Annotated in this window: 8 protein-coding genes; 7 read left to right on the forward strand and 1 reads right to left on the reverse strand. The window is 47.0% G+C overall.

Annotation, left to right across the window (positions count from 1 at the left end; all coding sequences use genetic code 11):
* Positions 1-355: 355 nt before the first annotated feature.
* Positions 356-1,240 carry a tRNA pseudouridine(55) synthase TruB gene (gene truB / locus RMY63_RS33340; protein ID WP_322732828.1) on the reverse strand — a complete coding sequence of 295 codons (885 nt, stop codon included), beginning with the start codon at positions 1,238-1,240 and terminating at the stop codon, positions 356-358.
* A gap of 760 nt (positions 1,241-2,000) precedes the next feature.
* On the opposite strand from truB, the gene RMY63_RS33345 reads away from it, so the two are divergent.
* The 7 genes from RMY63_RS33345 (at position 2,001) to RMY63_RS33375 (ending at position 20,775) form a co-directional block, all read left to right on the forward strand.
* Entirely contained in the window at positions 2,001-4,643 is a 2,643-nt protein-coding gene (locus RMY63_RS33345) for a PAS domain S-box protein (protein WP_322732805.1), read from the forward strand.
* Positions 4,636-9,594 (forward strand): ATP-binding protein, encoded by a 4,959-nt coding sequence (locus tag RMY63_RS33350; protein WP_322732806.1) that lies wholly within the window; start codon positions 4,636-4,638, stop codon positions 9,592-9,594. Before RMY63_RS33345 ends, RMY63_RS33350 begins: the two co-directional genes overlap by 8 nt.
* Positions 9,595-9,596: 2 nt before the next feature.
* A complete protein-coding gene (locus RMY63_RS33355; protein ID WP_322732807.1) occupies positions 9,597-12,371 on the forward strand; it encodes a response regulator in 2,775 nt (924 codons plus the stop codon).
* A gap of 650 nt (positions 12,372-13,021) precedes the next feature.
* Positions 13,022-13,696, forward strand: coding sequence for a response regulator transcription factor (locus RMY63_RS33360; protein WP_322732808.1), 675 nt, complete (start codon positions 13,022-13,024; stop codon positions 13,694-13,696).
* Between the two features lie 56 nt (positions 13,697-13,752).
* Entirely contained in the window at positions 13,753-13,965 is a 213-nt protein-coding gene (locus RMY63_RS33365) for a CopG family transcriptional regulator (protein WP_322732809.1), read from the forward strand.
* Between the two features lie 478 nt (positions 13,966-14,443).
* Positions 14,444-15,841 (forward strand): hypothetical protein, encoded by a 1,398-nt coding sequence (locus RMY63_RS33370; protein WP_322732810.1) that lies wholly within the window; start codon positions 14,444-14,446, stop codon positions 15,839-15,841.
* A gap of 239 nt (positions 15,842-16,080) precedes the next feature.
* Positions 16,081-20,775, forward strand: a complete 4,695-nt coding sequence (locus RMY63_RS33375; protein WP_322732811.1) for a response regulator — start codon at positions 16,081-16,083, stop codon at positions 20,773-20,775.
* Positions 20,776-21,074 lie beyond the last annotated feature (299 nt).

Raw genomic sequence — 21,074 nt, forward strand, 5'->3', positions numbered from 1 at the left:
TATTGAATTCGGGCGGTCGTTTATTGAATTCGGGCGGTCGTTTATTGAATTCGGGTGGTCGTTTATTGAATTTAAGCAGTGGTTAGGGTGGGGTAAAACCCAAATTCTTGAGCCACTTCAGACTTGTGTATACACCGTAGCCTTAATAAGGGGGGAATAAGAGTCTTAAAGTCCCCCAATTTATCGGGGAGCCACTGCGTTGGGCGGCTCTGCCGACTTGAAGCACGTGGCGTGGATTTAGGGGGATCTCCAAGGGTTAGGTGTATATAAAAAACTTTTCAACCCAATCCCTAATCCCCATTACCCCTTATCCCCAGAGGGGGCCCCACCTTCCCCAGTCCCTTTTACACATCCTCTAAGAAATTGGTTCAAAAACCATTTGCGGAATCAACACTTCGTCTTGTAATTGTCCAATACCTAAAAAGCGAGTCTCTTCTTGATAAACTCGCACTATCCCAGTCACATCAGAATTTAGAGGAACTCGCTGACCTTGACACCATTTTTGAGCAGATGTTGCTGGTAAAGTCACAGATGACAAATGTTGTAAGGCTGTATCAGGGGCAAGAGGTTGAAATATCCCGCCTTGCAGCTTAGTTTCTAAGTCGGTGAAAGTGAGACTATCTGTTAAATCGAAACCACTGCTTTGAGTGCGGATCAAAGCCGCAAGAGTGCCACCAGTTTTTAAGATTGCACCTAAGTCACGAGCGATCGCTCTAATATATGTACCACCACCACAGGCGATCGCTACATCCAATTCGGGAAAATCTCCTTCTCTCCAGTCCAAAATATCTATCTGAAAAACTTCCACTGTTCGCACTGGAACTTCCACCGTTTTACCTTGGCGTGCTAAGTCGTAGAGGCGTTTACCATCCACTTGGATTGCACTGTAACTAGGTGGTATTTGCTCAATCTTGCCTTCAAATTGTGCCAGTGCAGGTTTCACCTCTGCTAAACTCAATCCAGCACAAGGTTGAGAAGTGATGATTTCACCTTGTAAATCATCGGTTGTAGTCCGCACACCCAGCCGAATGGTGGCAATGTACGCTTTGTTTTCTGGCAGATATTGCAATAATCTTGTAGCTTTCCCAAGGGCGATCGGTAAAACTCCTGTAGCAGCCGGATCTAAGGTTCCTGCGTGTCCTACACGTTTGAGGCGCAACAATTTTCGCACCCGCGCCACGCAATCGTGAGAAGTCCAGTCAAATGGTTTGTTTAAGTTGAGAAAACCTTGAAATAACACAAAATCATTAGTTAAGTAGGTCGGTGCAATTAAAGATAACTGGCGATCGCGTAGCGTCTTTGACAGGAGAGGGGTGTCATTTGTCATTTGTCATTTGTCATTTGTCATTGGTCATTTGTCATTTGTCATTTGTCATTTGTCATCTGTCATCTGTCATTTGTCATCTGTCATCTGTCATTTGTAATTCTCCTCTGCTCCCCTGCTCCCTGCACCCCTGCTTATTTACCCCTCTTTTGTCACTCTCCGAAAACATTTACCATTTCTGAATTCTAGAGCTTTTGTATAGCAAGCGTAGGCGTAGCCCGCCGCAGGCATCGCGCGATTCTTTTCTAATAACAAATACAAGACCCATTTTTTCCTAATAATATAGCTTGTATTGATTGCCTCATGAGGCTTAAGCGCGATCGCCCTCCCGGAAAGTGACAGAAGAGGGGTATATATCCTTTAGGGGGGCTGCTATTTGTTGTAGAAACATGATAAAGAGTTTATGTTACTAAAATTTGGCATGAAGTTGGCAAAATATATATAGATTGTAATTATTTCTGCTTAAGGCTTTCTTGCTGAACGGATCTGCAAGATTCTTTGGTCGGGCGTTACCTGACTATTACGGTAAATGAGGTTAAGGTAGTGTCGCTAAAGAGCTTTTTGTGACCAATGGAAATATGAAGGCACTGGTGCAAATACGCTCGGCAGATGTCGAAGAAACCGTTGATCGCACGCACTTCTCACTGGGTACTACCAAAACAGTAAAAGGAAAATAATGTCAGCATTTCAGTTTCTTTTGCTCGAAGCCAATTTAACCGATGCAGAAGTCGTGCAAGCCACGCTGAGAGAGGGCGGGATTGACTGTGAACTACTGCGGGTAGAGACTCGCGCTGATTTTATTAGAACACTGGAAACCGACGAAATCAACCTGATTTTAGCAGACTATGCCTTGTCTAGTTTTGATGAGATTGCGGCACTAACGATCGCCTGTCGCCTACGTCCTGATACGCCGTTTATTTTCATCTCTGGCAGTTTGGGCGAAGAATTGGCGATTGAAGCGATCAAACAGGGCGCGACAGATTATGTACTGAAGCAGCGGTTAGGGCGGTTAGTGCCATCGGTACAACGGGCATTGCAGGAAGTACCGGAACTTGACAAAGACACGATTGATCGCAAACAAGCTTTATCAGCTATCGAGTCAGACCTGAAAGATACGCAACTACTGCACGAACTGAGCGCGAGGCTTGTAACCGAGGGCGACATTCAGACGCTTTACCAGGAGATTATAGCTGCTGCGATCGCTCTGACGCGGGCGGATGCCGGAACAGTACAAATTCTCGACGAAGCGACGCAAGAATTGTTGCTGCTTGCCACGCAGGGCTTTGAGCGGAATATGACCGAGTATTTCTACCGCGTGAGTGCGAGTTCCAACACACCTTGCGGCATCGCGCTGAAGAACGGCGATGCTCCTAGAGAACGGCTTCGCCAACGCACCTTCGTTGATTTCGATGTGCCAGAAAGCGAAGACCCCGACGGCTCAATGCGAATGCACGTTGATGCCGGATATCTCTCGGCGCAGTCAACCCCGCTGATCGCTCGATCGGGCAAATTGATCGGCATGGTTTCGACCCACTGGCGCAAACACCGCCGACCGAGCGATTGCGAACTGCGCTTTCTCGATTTACTCGCCCGCCAAGCGGCTGATCTAATTGAGCACCGGCAAACCCAAGTTGCCCTGCGCGAATCGGAAGAGCGATTGCGGCTGGCGACCGAAGCGGCAAATATGTATGCCTGGGACTTTAATTTACGAACGAACATCCCGACGTTTTCGGAAAACGTTGAGCAAGTCACAGGCCATGTGCCGACCAACAATTTTGAGGAGAATCTAGAACAGATTCACCCGGACGATCGCGCCATCGTTCGTCAAGCCTTCCAAGATGCGCAAACGAACGGCGATCGCTTTGATTACGAAATGCGATCGTTCACCCAAGACAGTCAACTCCAATGGTTTCGGGTTACAGGTTCCCTGATCCGCGATTCGCAAGCTGTTCCGGTGCGGGCGATCGGCATTTGCCAAAACATCACCGAACGCAAACAAGCCGAGCAAGCGTTGCAAAAAGCCAATGAGCGGTTCCGAATTGCTGAATCTGCCGCGAATGGATTCGTTTACGACTGGGAGATACAGATTGGCATCGTCACGCGCAGCGAAGGCTTCAACCAAGTTTTAGGCTATGCACCGGGCGAAATTGCCCAAACGCCCGACGGCTGGATTGACCTGATTCACCCGGACGATCGCCAAGTGCTGCAAGTCGCTTCACCTGCGGCAATGCGTGAAGCCCAGAATGCTTTCGCCCTCGAATACCGCGTCCGCCACAAAGTAGGGCATTACATCAACGTACTCGATCGCGCCTTGATCTTGCGCGACGCATCGGGTACTGTCGGTCGCATTGTCGGCTCAACCGTTGATGTTAGCGATCGCAAACGCGCCGAAGCAGCCTTGCGCGAGTCGGAGGAACGGTTTCGCACGCTGGCGAACACGGCTCCTGCTCTCATCTGGTTTAACGACGCGCAGGGCAATAATCGTTTCATCAATCAACATTTTTTGGACTTCACGGGCAAGAGCGCAGAACAGATTCGCGGTGAGGGTTGGCAGGAGCTGGTTCATCCAGATGATGTCGAACTTTACATCGCCGATTATTTTGTGGCAGTCCGCGAACAGCGATCGTGGCACAACCGCAACCGCATCCGTCGGCATGATGGGGTGTGGCGTTGGCACGACAATTATGCTCAACCGCTCTTAGGTGCCGATGGCATTTATCTCGGTCACGTTGGCGTGACGATCGATAATACGGATGCCATCGAAGCCGAAATTGCCCTGCGCGAATCGGAAGCCAAATATCGATCGCTGTTTGAGTCGATGGACGAGGGTTATATTCTCGTTGACGCGATCTTTGACGAGAACGACCAGCCGATTGACCTCCTCTATTTAGAAGCAAATCCGGCAGCGGTAAAGATGACGGGAACCGAACTCGTCGGACGACGAACCCTGGAGATTGATCCCAACTTTGAATCGCGTTGGTTTGAAACCTTTGGCAGAGTTGCGAAAACGGGCATCGGTGAACGCCACGAGTTTTACACCGCACCGCTTGATGTTTGGTATAACTTCTACGTTTTCAAAGTGGGTGAGCCAAACCAGACGCGAGTTGCTGCTGTTTATCAGGATGTCACCGATCGCAAACAAGCCGAAGCCACCCTGTACCGGAATATGAACGAATTGAAGCGGTTGAACCGCGCGATGGTGAACCGCGAGTTACGGATGATCGAGTTGAAAAAAGAAGTCAACGACCTTTGCAAACGGCAACGTGAAGCCGAGCGGTATCCGCTTCAATTTGAACAGGGAGGGAAGAACGATGTCTAAATCGAAGGACAGCAAAAACCGCTCACACTCAAACGTTGAAGCGAACACTGCAGCTTCAGACTTGATGCAGCAGCAACTGCAAGTAGAGGTCGAGCAGCGGTTCGGCGTTTTGCCCAATTTCTTTCGGCTTGCACCCGAAGCGCCCGAAATCACCGTCAACCTGTGGGGCTTTGCCAGTTTTGCCTATCTCGATAATCCGCTGCCCTCCCTGTTTAAGGAAAGACTGTTCGTTTACCTCTCCCGCTTTTGCGACGTGCGTTACTGCATCACGCGGCACCTTGGCTTTCTGATCGGCTTGGGGTTTCCTGCGGGCGATCGCAACGCTCCCGTCCAATCCATCGAACAGGTAATCGACCTACTTGAGCGTCCACTGCCACACCTGGAACAGATAGCGCCGTTTATCGCCCAGCTTCAGCAATGCGAATCGCCGCTGACTGAATTACCAAAAGCAGATTCACCGCTGGAAGCAGCCATCTTTGCCTGTGCCACCCACGCTTTCCTGCAAACGTTGGATGCGCCCAAATGCCTCGCTGCGCTCAAGCGGGTCTTAGACGCAGCCACCTTTCAATATCTGTTGGTTTTCCTCACGTTCATTCAGACGGCACACTACTGGACGAAAATTCAAACGGATCTGCATCTCGAAGCCGACCTTGAGCAGCTGCTGGCAACTCATGACAAACTTGCCGAACTGTTAATGAACGATTCAGAGGCAATGACGTGCGAAACCAGTCAAGCGCTGATGGACGAATTAATCTCGCTGCGCCAGGAAAAGGAACGCAGCGACGAGCGATCGCGCGTGCAGCAGCAGCTCCAGGAAACGAACGAACACCTGCTCCACCAGACCCGCACCGAACTGATTGATCGCATGGGTGAGCTGCAACAGGCAAACGAAGAACTCAGCGATTCCCGCCGCGCTGCCCTCAACGTGATGGAAGATGCCATCCAGTCGAGTGAAGCGTTGCGGGAATCGGAAGAAAAATACCGATCGCTGTTTGAGTCGATGGACGAGGGTTATATTCTCGTTGATGTGATTTTTGACGAGAATGACCAGCCAATAGACATCCTCTATTTAGAAGCAAATCCGGCGGCGGTGAAAATGATGGGAACCGAACTCGTCGGACGACGAACCCTGGAGATTAACCCCAACTTTGAATCGCGTTGGTTTGAAACCTTTGGCAGAGTTGCGAAAACGGGCATCGGTGAACGCCACGAGTTTTACACCGCACCGCTTGATGCTTGGTATAACTTCTACGTTTTCAAAGTGGATGAGCCAAACCAGACGCGAGTTGCTGCTGTTTATCAGGACGTAAGCGATCGCAAACGGCACGATGCAAATCTCGTCTTTTTAGCCGAAGTCAGCCAAGACCTTGCGCGTCTGACGAACATTGACGAGACGATGAATGCGCTGGGCGAAAAAACCGGCAGACATTTCGACTTGTCAGCATGCGCCTTTGCCGAACTTTATGAGTCGGCTGAAATTGCAGTCATCGACCACAGCTGGCATCGCAGCGACGTGCCGAGCCTGCTTGGCACGTATCGTATGCAAGAGTTTTTAACACCCGAAGTTCTGCAACTTTGTCTCGCCGGAGAAGATGTCGTCATCCGTGACGTGTTCGACGACCCCCTGACCGATGGCGAGCAGTTTGCGGCTCTGAATATCGGCTCCTTCCTCAGCATACCGCTTGTACGCGATGGCGAGTGGCGCTTCCTGCTCGTCATCTATCATACCGAACCCCATGACTGGCGCGACGACGAAATCGAACTGACCCGCGAACTCGCCAACCGCATCTGGACGCGGCTTGAACGCGCCCGTGCTGAAGAAGATTTGCGCGAATCGGAAGCAAAATATCGATCACTGTTCGATTCGATGAACGAGGGTCTCGCGATCAACGAGCTTGTCCGCGACGAGAGTGGTCGCCCTGTGGATGTCCGATATCTTGAACTCAACCCAGCCTTTGAGAGACAGACAGGATTTGACCGGAGCAGCGCCCTCGGCCGGTTAGCGAGTGAAGTCTTTCCAGACTATCGCTCCTGGTTGGAGATTGTTGAGCGCGTCCTCAGAACTCGACAGCCGGAACGCTTTGAACGTTTCGTGCCGGACAATGAGACGTGGTTTGCTTTCCACGTTACTCCTTTTGGCCCAGCAGACGGCTTCACGATGCTTTACGACGACATCACCGAGCGCAAGCGGCAAGAACAACAACAGGCGTTTCTGCTCAAGCTCAGCGATGCATTGCGCCCGATTGCCGATCCGGTCGAGGTTCTGCGAATCGCAATGGATCATGTGGCGGATCATTTAGGCGTCGATAGCGCGGTCTATCACGAGTTCGATGCGGACGGTGACCACGTTGTGACGCGCGAGGGACGCACGAACTCGCGCATCGCGATGCCGCCCGTGTGGCGGCTGCGGGACTTCGGGTCGTGCTTTTATGATGATTTGAATGCCGGACGGACGATCTATTACGACGACACGGAAACCGACCCACGGCTGCAAGCCAACCGCGCGGTCTATCGCGCGACGGGAATCCGAGCGGGCGTGGGTGTCGCCTTGATGAAACGCGGACGGCTGGCCGCCGCGCTCGGGATAACTCACAGCGAACCGCACCACTGGGTCGACGCCGAATTGCGGCTGCTCGAAGAGGTGGCCGAGCGCACCTGGGCGGCGGTCGAACGCGCCCGCGCCGAGGCAGCCCTGCGCGAATCGGAAATTGGGCGAGTTCGAGAACAATCTGCCCGCGAACAAGAACGTCAACGCGCAGAGACCCTCTCAGAACTCGATCGCGCCAAAACCCTCTTCTTTAGCAACGTCTCGCACGAATTCCGCACGCCGCTAACGTTGATACTCGCTCCGGTGCAAGATGCCTTGAGCGATTCGGTAAATCCCCTAACTTCTTCACAACGGGAACAGCTACAACTAGCACATCGCAATAGCTTGCGTTTGCTGAAACTGGTCAACACCCTGCTCGACTTCTCCCGCATCGAAGCCGATCGCCTGAAGGCAAACTACGAACCCACCGACTTATCCACCTACACGGCAGAACTGGCAAGTGTTTTCCGCTCGGCGATTGAGAATGCCAATTTGCAGTTAGTCGTCGATTGTCCCCCTTTGCCCGATCCCATTTACGTAGATCGCGAGATGTGGGAAAAGATTGTGTTGAATCTGCTCTCCAATGCCTTAAAATTTACCTTCGAGGGTATGATTTCTGTCTCGCTCAAACCCAAAGCAAACACAGTTGAATTGATGGTCAGCGACACGGGTGTAGGTATTTCCGGTTCCGAACTGCCTCACCTCTTTGAGAGGTTCTATCAAGTCAAAGGCGCGAAGGGGCGCAGCTATGAAGGCTCAGGCATTGGCTTGTCTCTGGTGCAGGAACTCGTCAAGCGGCACGGCGGCGCGATCGCGGTTACGAGCGCAGTAGACCAAGGCACAACCTTCACCGTCACCATCCCCACTGGCATCGCCCATCTACCCGCCGACCAAATTTGGGTTGCCTCGACACTGGCATCGACGGCTGTAACTGCAAATGCTTTTGTTGAAGAAGCCTTACGTTGGCTACCTGAACAAGAGGAAGGGGGCAGGGGGCAGGGGGCAGGGGGAACTGCCCTTGACGAAAGCTCAGAATTTCAACTTCAAAGCTCTAAGGTTCCGGCAGAAAGCTTGCAGGTTCCGGCAGAAAGCTTTGAGGTTCAGGCACAAACCTCGGAAGTTCAAGCTCCGTCCCAGTCTTCCCCCTTGCTCCCTGCTCCCTGCTCCCCTGCCTCTTATGACGCTCAAGGCTCCAAGAGGGCGCGTATTCTCCTAGTGGATGACAACGCCGATATGCGCGGCTATCTCAGGCGGTTGTTAAACCAGTACTACGAGGTGGAAGCTGTAAATGATGGGTTAGCCGCACTGAGGGCGATCCGGCGTGGTGGAAGTGTCACCTATGACTTGGTGTTAGCAGATGTGATGATGCCGAGAATGGATGGATTTGAGTTGCTGCGATCGCTACGGGCTTCACTAAATACCCAGACAATCCCGATTATTTTGCTCTCTGCCCGTGCCGGCGAAGAATCACGGGTGGAGGGTTTAGAAACTGGGGCAGATGACTACTTAATTAAACCCTTCTCGGCACGAGAACTGTTAGCGCGAGTCAATGTCAACCTCCAATTGGCACAGATGCGACGCGAAGCAGTCTACCGCGAACAGGTGATGCAAGCGGTACAAACACTCAATGAACGCTTGGAGCAACAAGTGAAAGCCCGGACGGCTCAACTAGAAGCCATCAACCAAGAACTAGAGGCGTTCTCTTCCTCGGTATCTCACGACTTGCGAACGCCGCTACGCTACATCAGCAGCTTTGCCGAACGGTTGCAAGGCAAGCTCAATCCCACCCTCGTCGATGCATCCAGTTTGCAAACTCTCAACATTATCACGAAATCTGCTCTTGAGGCAGAAAAAATGGTAGACGACCTGCTGGAATTTTCCCGCCTGGGGCAGACAGAAATTGATTTGACTACTGTTAAGATCAGTCAATTGGTGCAGCAGGTACGAGAACAATTGCAGCCAGAACTAATCGGGCGATCGCTCCACTGGCAAATTGAGCCATTGCCAACCGTAGAAGGCGATCCAGCATTGCTGCTGCTAGTACTACAAAATTTGTTGTCGAATGCCATCAAGTACACCCACAATAACCCCGAAGCTGCCATCAAAATTGGTAGCATTGAACAGGAGCAAGAAGTGATTTTCTTTGTCAAAGATAATGGTGCAGGCTTCGACATGAAATACCATGAGCGACTATTCACTATGTTTCAACGGCTACATCCGCAGGAGGAGTTTCCTGGCACGGGAGTCGGGCTTGCCACTGTCCGGCGGATCATTCATCGACATGGGGGACGCATCTGGGCAGAAGGCGCAATCGACCAGGGCGCAACGTTCTACTTTTCGCTGCCAAAACATGAGGCAGAATAATTATGACAGGACTGCGGTTTCTTTTGCTCGAAGACAATCCCCTTGACGCAGAGGTGATAAATGTCACCCTGACCGATGGCGGCGCTAATTTTGAACTGCTTCGGGTGGAAACTCGCGCTGAGTTTGTGAAGGCATTAGAAACCAATGCGTTTGATTTGATTTTGGCAGACTATGCCTTGCCCGGTTTTGATGGCATTTCCGCCTTGAAAATTGCCCAAAAGCTGTGTCCTGACACGCCCTTTATTTTCGTCTCTGGCAGTATGGGCGAAGAATTGGTGATTGAAGCGTTGAAACTGGGAGCCACCGACTATGTGCTGAAGCGCAACCTACGGCGGTTGATTCCTTGTGTCCAACGAGCGCTGCGAGAAGCCAAAGAAAAGCGCGATCGCCAACTTGCCGAAACCCGCCTGCGTCAAGTCGCAGCCAACCTGCCTCATGGCGCTGTGTTCATTGTGGATCGGGATTTGCGCTACCAGCTGGCAGAAGGCGAAGCGCTGGAGCGAGTCGGCATGACTACTGAAAACTTTGTTGGCAAAACACTCTGGGAAGCCCTCGAACCCGCCTTAGCAGCCACCTACGAACCTAACTACCGTCAAGCTCTCAATGGCGAATCGTTTACCGCAGAACACAACAGCCACGGTCGGTACTACATATCTCATGGCATACCCTTACGCAACGATCGCGGTGAAGTTGATGCTGTGCTCGCAATGTCCTACGACATTACCGCTCGCAAACAAATCGAAATTGCCCTCAAACAAAGTGAAGCTCGCTTTCGGTTAATGATGGCAAGTGCAAAAGAATATGCTATTTTGACCGTTGATCCCAACGCTATGATCACCAGTTGGAGTGCTGGTGCCGAAGACTTGTTCAAGTATTCAGAAGCAGAAATCATTGGCCGTGACTGTCACAGCCTTTACACCCGCGAAGACAACCTAAAAGACCGCGTTGGCTGGGAATTCGAGACCGCCCAAACTCAAGGACAGGCAGAAAATGAGTGCTGGCATATCCGAAAGGACGGTAGCCGCTTTTGGGGTAGTGGCTTTGTAATGCCCTTACGCGATGAAGCCGACGACGTGCAAGGATTTATTAAAATCATGCGCGATGTCACCTCACAGAGGCAAGCTGATGAACGTTTTCGGTTGCTCTATGACATCACCAGCGATCTCCTGGCGGTCGAGCAACCGATGACGCTGATGCACAATTTATTCAGCAAACTCGCACCCCTGCTAGGGTTGGACTTTTACTACAACTACATCGTCGAGTCAAAAGACAACTGCTCCATCTTGCATTTGAAAAACTATGAGGGCGTGACTCAAGAGGTGGCTGAGGCGCTCGAGTGGATTGAGTTTGGTGAATGCGTCTGTGGCTGGGCAGCCCAAGAACGACAGCAAATCGTTCTCGACCACGCCGAAATTGCCACTGATCCTCGTGCCCAAACTGTCCGCGACCAGAATGGCACCGCTTATATCAGTCAACCGTTAATTGTCCAAGAACGCTTATTAGGAACCATCTCGTTTGGTAGCTGCACCCGCACTAGCTTTACCTCAGAAGAAATCGATTTGCTGCAATTAATGTCTGAGCAGATAGCGATCGCCCTCGACCGAGCCAACCTCATTGTCTCGATTCAGCAACACGCAGAACAATTGCAACGAGCTAACCAGATTAAAGACGAGTTTTTAGCGGTGCTGTCTCATGAGTTGCGATCGCCCCTCAACCCGATCTTAGGCTGGGCACAACTGCTGCGAAAAGGCAAGCTCAACGCCGCCCGTCAAAGCGAAGCACTGCTAACGATTGAGCGCAACGCCAAACTGCAATCACAATTAATTGAAGACTTACTCGACGTTTCGCGGATTATGCGGGGCAAGCTGTCCTTAACAGTGGCTCCGATTAATTTAATCTCTGTTATTTCTGCTGCCCTGGAAACGGTGCGTTTAGCAGCAGAAGCAAAGAATATTAACTTACGGATTGATCTCGATCCGACTGCACCTATCTCTGGTGACGCTGCCCGCTTGCAGCAAGTGGTGTGGAACTTGCTGACCAATGCCGTCAAATTTACACCAGATGACGGACAAGTAATCATTGAATTAAGGCAAATTGCAGGACAGGTTCAGATCCGGGTGATCGATACAGGCATTGGCATTCAACCGCAATTTCTACCACATGTGTTTGAGTATTTCCGGCAAGAAGATAGCTCGACGACACGCAGATTTGGTGGCTTGGGTTTGGGGCTAGCGATCGTCCGCCAAATTGTCGAACTGCACGGTGGCACAGTCAAGGCAGAAAGCTTGGGTGAGAATCAGGGTGCAACCTTTATAGTTCAAATACCGATCTTGAACCAATCAGCACTAATTGTACTTGAGCGAACCGATGCTGAAACAGCAAGCGCCGAAACTCCCTTAAGCAATCTGCAAATTTTGCTCGTAGATGATGATAGTGATACGCGCGAGTTTGAAACATTTTTGCTAGAACAAAATGGCGCAAAAGTGACAGCCGTAACGTCTGGGCTAGAAGCATTGCAAGTACTTGATAGTTTCATTCCTGATGTAATTATCAGTGATATCGGCATGGCTGATATAGATGGCTACATGCTGATCCGGCAAATTCGTTCGCGCCCACCCAATCAAGGAGGAACGATTCCGGCGATCGCACTTACCGCTTATGCCGCAGATATTGATCAGGAAAAAGCACTGACTGCTGGGTTTCAAGCTCACATTACCAAACCATTAGAACCAGAGGAGTTAGTGAGGAAGATTCTAAACCTGCTAGAACACAACTAATACCAATTCAAAATTCACGCATTCAAAATTTAAAATTAAGAAATCCAGATTTATAGCAGTCGAAACATAGGTTAGGACTATGTTGGTTGCTGAAACCTTTGATAATACTCAGCACTCAGCACTCAGCACGGGCTAAACGCCCCGCTTCCGCTAACAGCACTCAGCACTTTGCTATATAGCAAAAGCCTTGGTGGTTAGGACATCAAGAGATGATAAAACTTAGACACCAAAAGACTTTTCACCCAGTCCCCAGTCCCTTGCTATAGCATTGGTTTCAAAGTTGGCATCTGTCGCACAACAGGCAGCCCTCGTTTAACTGGCAAAGCAGGTTTGGGTTTATCGATTGTGAAACACCTAACCGAAGGTATGGAAGGCAAAATTGCCATCCTTTCAAAGCCAGGTTATGTTAGCACTTTTATTCTCACATTACAAAGAAGGCAGGAGGCAGAGGGCAGGAGGCAGGAGAAAAGAAGTATGAATAAAAACTGTCTTTTCTGGGTCATTGCCCAGTTTAAAACAGGAATTGTATCAAGCGGAAAGTGCCGCGAGATACAAAGCGTCCAAGATCCAATCCCACGTTTTAAAACGTGGGTTCCTCCTGCCTCCTGCCTCCTATCTCCTGCCTGCTTAACTGCTTTAGGAGCAAAAATATGACAGCACATATTCTTTTGGTGGAAGATGAAGTCAAACTGGCGCGATTTGTCGAATTAGAACTTAATAGCGAAGGATATCGGGTAAGTGTCGCCCATGATGGCATCGCAGGCTTGACTTTGGCGCGAGACTCATCACCAGATTTAGTAATTCTAGATTGGATGCTTCCAGGGTTGACAGGTTTGGAAATTTGTCGGCGTTTGCGAGCAACAGGGAGTACAGTACCAGTGATTTTGTTGACAGCAAAAGATGAAGTGAGCGATCGCGTGGCAGGATTAGATGCAGGAGCTGATGATTATGTAGTTAAGCCCTTCAGCATTGAGGAACTATTAGCTAGAATTCGTGCTCATCTGCGCCGCACGCAAGAAACAGACGAGGATTTGTTGCAATTTGAAGATTTAAGCTTAAATCGGCGCACCCGTGAAGTATTTCGGGGAAAACGAAGCATTCAGTTAACAGCAAAAGAATTTGACTTATTAGAATATCTCCTTTCACATCCCCGTCAAGTATTTACTAGAGATCAAATTTTAGAGAAAGTTTGGGGTTACGATTTCATGGGTGATTCTAATATTATTGAGGTTTATATTCGTTATTTGCGACTCAAGTTAGAAGAAAATAATGAAAAACGTTTGATTCATACAGTCCGTGGTGTAGGCTATGCACTACGGGAGTAATCGTAATGACTTGGTGATTTCAAGAAAAAGCAACATATTAAAGATAAAAGAAAATTATGAAGAAAAAATGGGCTGTTAAACGACTGACAGTAAATCTCACAACCGAGGAAATGAAGAAACTTGAACAATACTGTACTCTCACAGGAAGGCCAGCAACAGATGTAATTCGAGAATTGCTCCGAGGTCTTGAGTTTGACAATGCTGAAAACTCTGAGATGGGAACAGTAAACTCAACAATCACTGTTGGCAGTGGATCAAAATCACAGTAACTATCGACTCGAATATAGCGTTTCCTAATCAGAATCAGCTACAGCTTAACCTCACCCCCAACTCCTCTTTTTACCAAAGAGAGGAGTTGGGGGTGAGATTTTAATATGTACTTCATGCACTTGGTAACTTCTATAGGAATCCGGTTTGATTTTTGAACAAAATTAGGTATTTGTAGGGTGCGTTAGCGTTTTGCGTAACGCACCATTCTTAAGGATTCGGTGCCGTACTTTCTGCGCTAACGCAACGCCAGTTGCTACAACGGAGGGAACCTCCGCAACTGGCTCCCCTACGTATCTTTTCAAAAATCAAATAGTAGTCCTATATATCCCGTCAAATTAACATCTTTACGTCTTTTGCCTTTTTGATGTTTTCACAAGCATCGATTATGGGCATCATAATCCCAGTCCGAATACATTAGCTAGCAGCCAGAAAACTATTTGGCAGCAAGTTTTTCATTTACAAATATAGTATCAACCGATGGTATATATTTTTAGACCTTATCTCTTTGTTTCTCGATATAGTTTATACACTGTATTTCTTTTGGGATACTTACAAATTCAATTAGGAGTAATCTGTAGCGTAGGTATTTGGATATTATCAGAAGCTAAATTACAAGCAGCCCAAGCACATCAGACCTGGAAATCACCTTCAGAATTGACTGAGCAAATCACCACAATAAATCCTGAGTCAGCAGAGCAATACTCAAAACCACTCCCTTATCGATTAAAATCAACACCTATTTTGCTGGCAGCACCCGAAAACTTCAATCCTGATTTGCGATTACCACCATCGCTACCCGAACCGCAGCAGAATTCTAGTCCACCAACAACTTCCACCGAACCAACACCGCAGAATTCTAGTCCACCAACAACTTCCACCGAACCACCACCGCAGAATTCTAGTCCACCAACAACTTCCACCGAACCAACACCGCAGAATTCTAGTCCACCAACAACTTCCACCAAACCAAAAACGCCGGATGCAGTTTTGGAAAGTATTGATACGGACTATCACTATGAGACAGACAACTTTGGCCAAACTAATTTTTTCCTTGAGCCAACAGTTCAGTTTCGATTGAGAAATGGCAATAAAATATTTTTCAAGACAGGTTTTAACTTATTTGAGCAACGGGGTGTTGAATCAGTAACTAATTTTCCCTTGCAAGTTGGATGGCAAGGAAAAATTGGACAAGCGACTCTACAAACAGCAGTTGGAGTCGATGTATTCAATCGTTTACCCACAGCTATCAATCTCAATGCTAAGGTGGAGGCTTCCATTTCGCCGCCGCGAGTTTCGTCATCAGGTCGATTGCTATCGGTAGTAGTACTATCAGGTAATTTAGAACAAGGGCCTTATAAATCCAATGCTCGGACTTTAGACAATCAAATTACTGTTTGGCGATTTGGGCCTGATTTATACTGGCAGATTGACCGTGATACCAGCTTGTTTTCGTCATTGCGTTTGGGTAATTACAACGATGGTAATTCCGATGTGCAGTCTTTTAGTAGGTTAGAGCGCAAATTCGGACAATTTTCTTTGGCAGCTAACTTATTTACTTGGAGTTACGATCGCGATTTAGAACGCACAAGCGGTTATTTTTCTCCACCAGATTTTCTAGTTTACAACGGTGAGGTAGCTTGGGAGGGAAATATTACTAATTTCTTACGCTGTCGCCTCGCTGCCAATTTAGGACGGCAGCGACTTAAAGGAGAATTTGACAACGCTAATACTTATCAAACACGCTGTACGGTAAAACTGTCGCCCAGTATAGAAGCAGACTTGGGCTATAGCTTTAGTAATGTCCGCAATCAAGAAACCGGGGGAAGTACCTACGGTGGTAATTCCTTTACAGGACAGTTGCGGATCAAATTTTAATAAAAAAGAATTCAGGAGTCAGAATGGGCTAAACCTTAGCTATCCGCTAACAGGAGTCAGAATTCAGAATGAATATAGAATCAAGCGCTATATATTTTTTGATTTTTTGATTTTTTGAAAATTATAAACTTTGATAATCAAAGTATTCTTAATTTTAACTTCTAACTTCTAACTCCTGGATTCTGAATTCAGAATTCTGAATTCTGTTTTTAAAATCAAAAATGGTATAAAGCCGAAGAATGAAAGCACCATTACCTGATAACGAAACACAGCGAATCGAATCTCTTTTGGAGTATAAGATTCTCGATACTCCTTCGGAAACTGCCTTTGACGACCTCACCCGTTTAGCCTCATATATTTGTGGAACTCCCATTGCCTTAATCAGCTTAATTGATACTAATCGTCAGTGGTTCAAGTCAAAAGTTGGTTTGGATGCCGTGGAAACACCCCGCGATTTGGCATTCTGCGCCCATGCTATTCTGCAACCTGAAGTTTTTGTTGTGCCTGATGCAACAGTTGACGAAAGGTTTGCCACAAATCCGTTTGTCACCTCTGACGCGAATATTCGGTTTTATGCTGGTGTACCACTGACTAATCCTGAAGGATATGCGTTAGGAACACTTTGTGTAGTTGACCATGTACCAAGAACCCTTTCCCCAGAACAATTGGAAGCATTACGAATTCTCGGTCGCCAGGTAATTAAACAACTAGAAATGCGGCGCACTTTAGCAAGTTTAGTTTTGGCGAGTGATACACGCAAACAGGTACAGAAGGGACGCAAACAATTTTTTCAAAGAATAGCTGGAGGGTTTGGGTTAGCATCAGCAATTTTAGTTTTGATTGGTCTGATTTCTTATCAAAATACACGCATATTGATTGATAATAATAATCAGGTACAAAAAACCCAAGAGAAAATCAATAAACTAGAAGAATTACTGTCCGAAATGAAGGATGCTGAGACTGGACAACGCGGTTACATCCTCACTGGACAAGAAAGTTATCTAGAACCTTATCAAGTAGTAATTGGAAACATCGATCGCAAAATTGTAGAACTGAAAAATTTAATCGCAGATCAACCTAACCAACAAAAGCAGCTCGCAACCCTTGAACCTCTGATAGCTGCAAAACTTGTCATACTCAAGCAGACTATATACCTGCGTCAAAATCAGGGATTCGAGGCAGCGTTGCAGGTAATCGAGACAAATCAAGGAAAACATCTCATGGATGATATCCGTAAGATCATCCATGAGATAGAGAATGAGGATAAAAGGTTGCTTCAACAGCAGTCACAAGCTGCAAAAGCCAGTGCTAACAACACGCTTTTGACACTGGCGATCGCTATTTGCCTAAGTTTTCTGATTCTGGCTATAGTCTACTACTTTATTTATCGTGAGGGAAAAGAGCGGAAATTAACAGAGGAAATACTGAATCAAGAACGCAACTTTATCTCAGCAGTCCTTGATACAACCAGCGCTTTGGTGATAGTTCTTGACTCTAAAGGGCAAATTGTTCGCTTCAATCAAGCTTGTGAACAAATTACTGGTTACTCATTTGATGAGGTCAAAGGAAGGCATTTCTGGAATCTGTTTTTACTTCCTGAACAGGTAGAGCCGATTAAAGCAGTTTTTGAGCAGTTGCGAGCTGGTGAAGCGCCCAAAGAATACGAAAACTATTGGGTAACTAAGGATGGCAGTCGGCGGCTGATTGCCTGGACTAACACTACTTTACAAGACTATGAGGGTTACGTTGAATACATCGTAGCCACAGGTATCGACATCAGCGATGTCTACGAAGAACTTCGCTTACGCCAACGAACTGAACAGCATCTCAAAGCAGAGTATGTTACAACCCGCATCTTAGCAGAGTCAACCACAATCAACGAAGCCATGCCCCAAATTCTGCAAGGAATCTGCGAAAGTTTGGGATGGGATTTAAGTGAATTTTGGATGGTAGACCAGCGAGCAAATTTACTGTCTTTGCTAAATTCATGGTATAAAATCTCCTTCCAGATGCAAGAATTTGACATCCTCAGTCGGCAGATTACCTTTACACCAGGAATTGGGCTGCCTGGTCGTGTCTGGGCTAGTCTTGAACCTGTTTGGATCGCTGATGTCGTTAAAGATCAAAGTTTTATCCGCTCTCAAATCGCTGCCGAAGCAGAACTGCACGGAGCTTTCGGTTTTCCGATCCGTAGTGAGAAAAAAGTCATCGGTGTTATTACCTGCTTTAGCCATGAAATCCAGCAAGCTGATCCAGATTTGGCAAAAGTGATGAATTCGATTGGTGAGCAAGTAGGGCAGTTTATTGAGCGCAAACAGGCGGAAGAACAACTTCAACGCCAAAACTTGCGATCGCAACTATTTACTGAAATCACCCTCAAAATTCGTCAGTCTTTGCAAATCAAAGAAATTCTCCAAATCACTGTCACCGAAGTTCAAAAAATTCTCCATAGCGACCGAGTTTTGATTTATCAGCCAAAGGCTGATGGCTCTGGAGCCACCGTGGTTGAGGCAGTAATTTCTGGCTGGCTGGCAATTAAAGACAAAGAGCTAGTCGATGCTTACTTTCAAGCCGAATACATCCAGCAGTACTATCTACAACAGTACCGTCAAAAACCGAATCTGGGGCTTGCTGACTTGGATATAGCTGAAGTCCAAAAAAACCATTTTGAATTACTGCAACAATTTGGAGTCCAGTGTAATTTAGTCATACCCATTCTTGTCAAAGAAGAACTTTGCGGTTTGCTGATTGTCCATCAGTGCGGCAGTTCTCGCCAATGGTCTAGCTTTGAAACTCATCTTTTACAGCAAATAGCTGACCAAGTAGGTATTGCCTTAGCCCAAGCCCAAATGTTAGATGCAGAAACTCAACAGCGACGAGAACTCGAAATTGCTCGTCACCAAGCTGAATTAGCTTCTCAAACCAAAAGTGCCTTTTTGGCTAACATGAGCCATGAAATTCGGACTCCCATGAATGCTGTCTTGGGAATGACAAGCTTAATGTTAGAAACTCCCCTAAACTTCGAGCAGCGGGATTTTATGGAAACAATTCGCATTAGTGGTGATGCTCTCTTAAGCCTGATTAACGAAATTTTGGATCTGTCCAAACTTGAGGCTGGGGAAATGGCACTAGAAACTCTAGATTTTGACTTATCTACCTGTGTAGAAGAGGTGTTGGAATTATTGGCTCCCTCAGCTCATCATAAAGGATTAGAAATTGCAGGATTAATTTATAGCAACGTCCCCACCCAACTCCAAGGCGATGCTGGCCGCTTGCGACAAATTCTCATGAACTTGATTAGCAATGCGATCAAGTTCACCAGCAATGGAGAGGTAGTATTACGAGCAGAATTGCGTACGCTTTCCCCCACTACAGCCACCATCTATTTTGCCATTACAGATACCGGTCTTGGCATTACCCCTGAAGATCAATGCAAACTCTTTAAGCCATTTACTCAAGTAGATGCTTCCACCACTCGTAAATATGGCGGTACAGGTTTGGGATTAGCCATCTGCAAGCAACTGGTAAGCTTGATGGGAGGAGAAATGGGCGTAGAAAGTCGCTTAGGGAAAGGATCTAAGTTTTGGTTTGAAGTAACTCTCGCCAAGCAACTTGACCCTATTTCCTTAGAAGGCGAAGGCGAACTTTTGCTGAATCGACGCTTGTTAGTGGTGGATGATAATGCTACTAATCGCAAAATCATCCACCATCAAGCTACCCGTTGGGGGATGCTGGTGGATCAGGCTGCTTCGGCTACTACTGCTCTGAAAGCTATTCAGGAAGCCGCCAAGCAAAAAAATTTCTATGACGTTGCTGTGATTGATATGCAGATGCCAGAAATAGATGGCATGACTTTAGGAGAACAAATTAAGGCAAATTCAGCGATCGCTGGGCTACCTTTGATTATGCTTACCTCTACTGATCGACGCGATGAAATCCAGCGATCGCTAAAAATAGGATTTGCAGCTTATTTAGTCAAACCTATTAAGCCGTCCCGACTCTTCGATACCATCATGACTATTTTAGGAACGCAGCCAGAAGAAGAGTCAGAAGTCAGAATTCAGGAGTTAGAAGTCAAAAGTCAGAATTTAAAACTGAAAAATTCTGAAAACAACCGCAACTATTATTTTCCTGACTTACCCAAACTGAGAATTCTCTTAGCTGAAGATAATTTGGTGAATCAAAAAGTTGCCTTGAAGCAACTCCAAAGCCTGGGTTATAGTGCTGATGTTGCTGGTAATGGGAAAGAAGTTTTGCAGCTATTAGAAAAAATTCCCTACGATTTAATTCTGATGGATTGCCAAATGCCAGTTCTCGACGGTTTAGAAACCACAAAAGAAATTCATCGTTGGCAAGAAAGCGACTTTGCCAGTGGTTATCGTCCTGTGGTAATTGCAATGACAGCTAATGCCATGAAAGAAGACCAACAAATGTGTCTAGATGCCGGAATGGATGACTATTTGAGCAAGCCAGTAATCAAAGAAAAATTGGCGGGAGCACTAGAGCGTTGGGGAAATGTGATATTCGAGGCAAAAGAAACAACTGCCACAGAGCAAACAGTTTGTAGAACAGATGTCGGTGTAGTTAACCTCCCAATTGATTGGGAACGCTTACACCAACTCTCAGAAAATAACCCAGAATTTGAATTGGAACTACTGCAAATATTTGTTGAGGATATTCAACCTCGTCTAGAGTTAATTAAAATAGCGATCGCAACTCATGACTTTGAGCAAATAGCGCTCCAAGGGCATCAAATTAAAGGTGCTAGTGCCAATATGGGAGTTACAACCATGCATCTGGCAGCAGAAAAACTAGAACAACTAGCGATAAACCAAGAGCGTCGAGGTACAACTAACTTAATCTTAGAGTTAGAAGACTTTGTTAAACGCATCCAAGAATTTTTGAACTGTAAAGATAGTAACGCCAAAAACTGAAAAAATAATAATATTTATTAATAAACTAACGGCAGCAGTTTTTTCTGAGTAAGTTATGAAAAACACTTATCTTCCATTTTTCACTACTTATTTCCTATTTTACAGATATATAGGACTAATATTTGATTTTTAAGGGAGCTAGGTACACCTTTATTCCTTCTTCCCAGTCCCCAGTTTCTACGATTAATTCACCAAATCAAATCGGATTGCTATAAATTGTGAACGATTGGGAATAATAACAAAGTATATTCATTCGGTGAGTTAGCCGCATCATAAGCTAAGGATTTTTAGCCTAAATG

It is taken from the genome of Nostoc sp. ChiQUE01b (assembly GCF_034531255.1).
In the GTDB taxonomy this organism is placed as follows: domain Bacteria; phylum Cyanobacteriota; class Cyanobacteriia; order Cyanobacteriales; family Nostocaceae; genus Nostoc.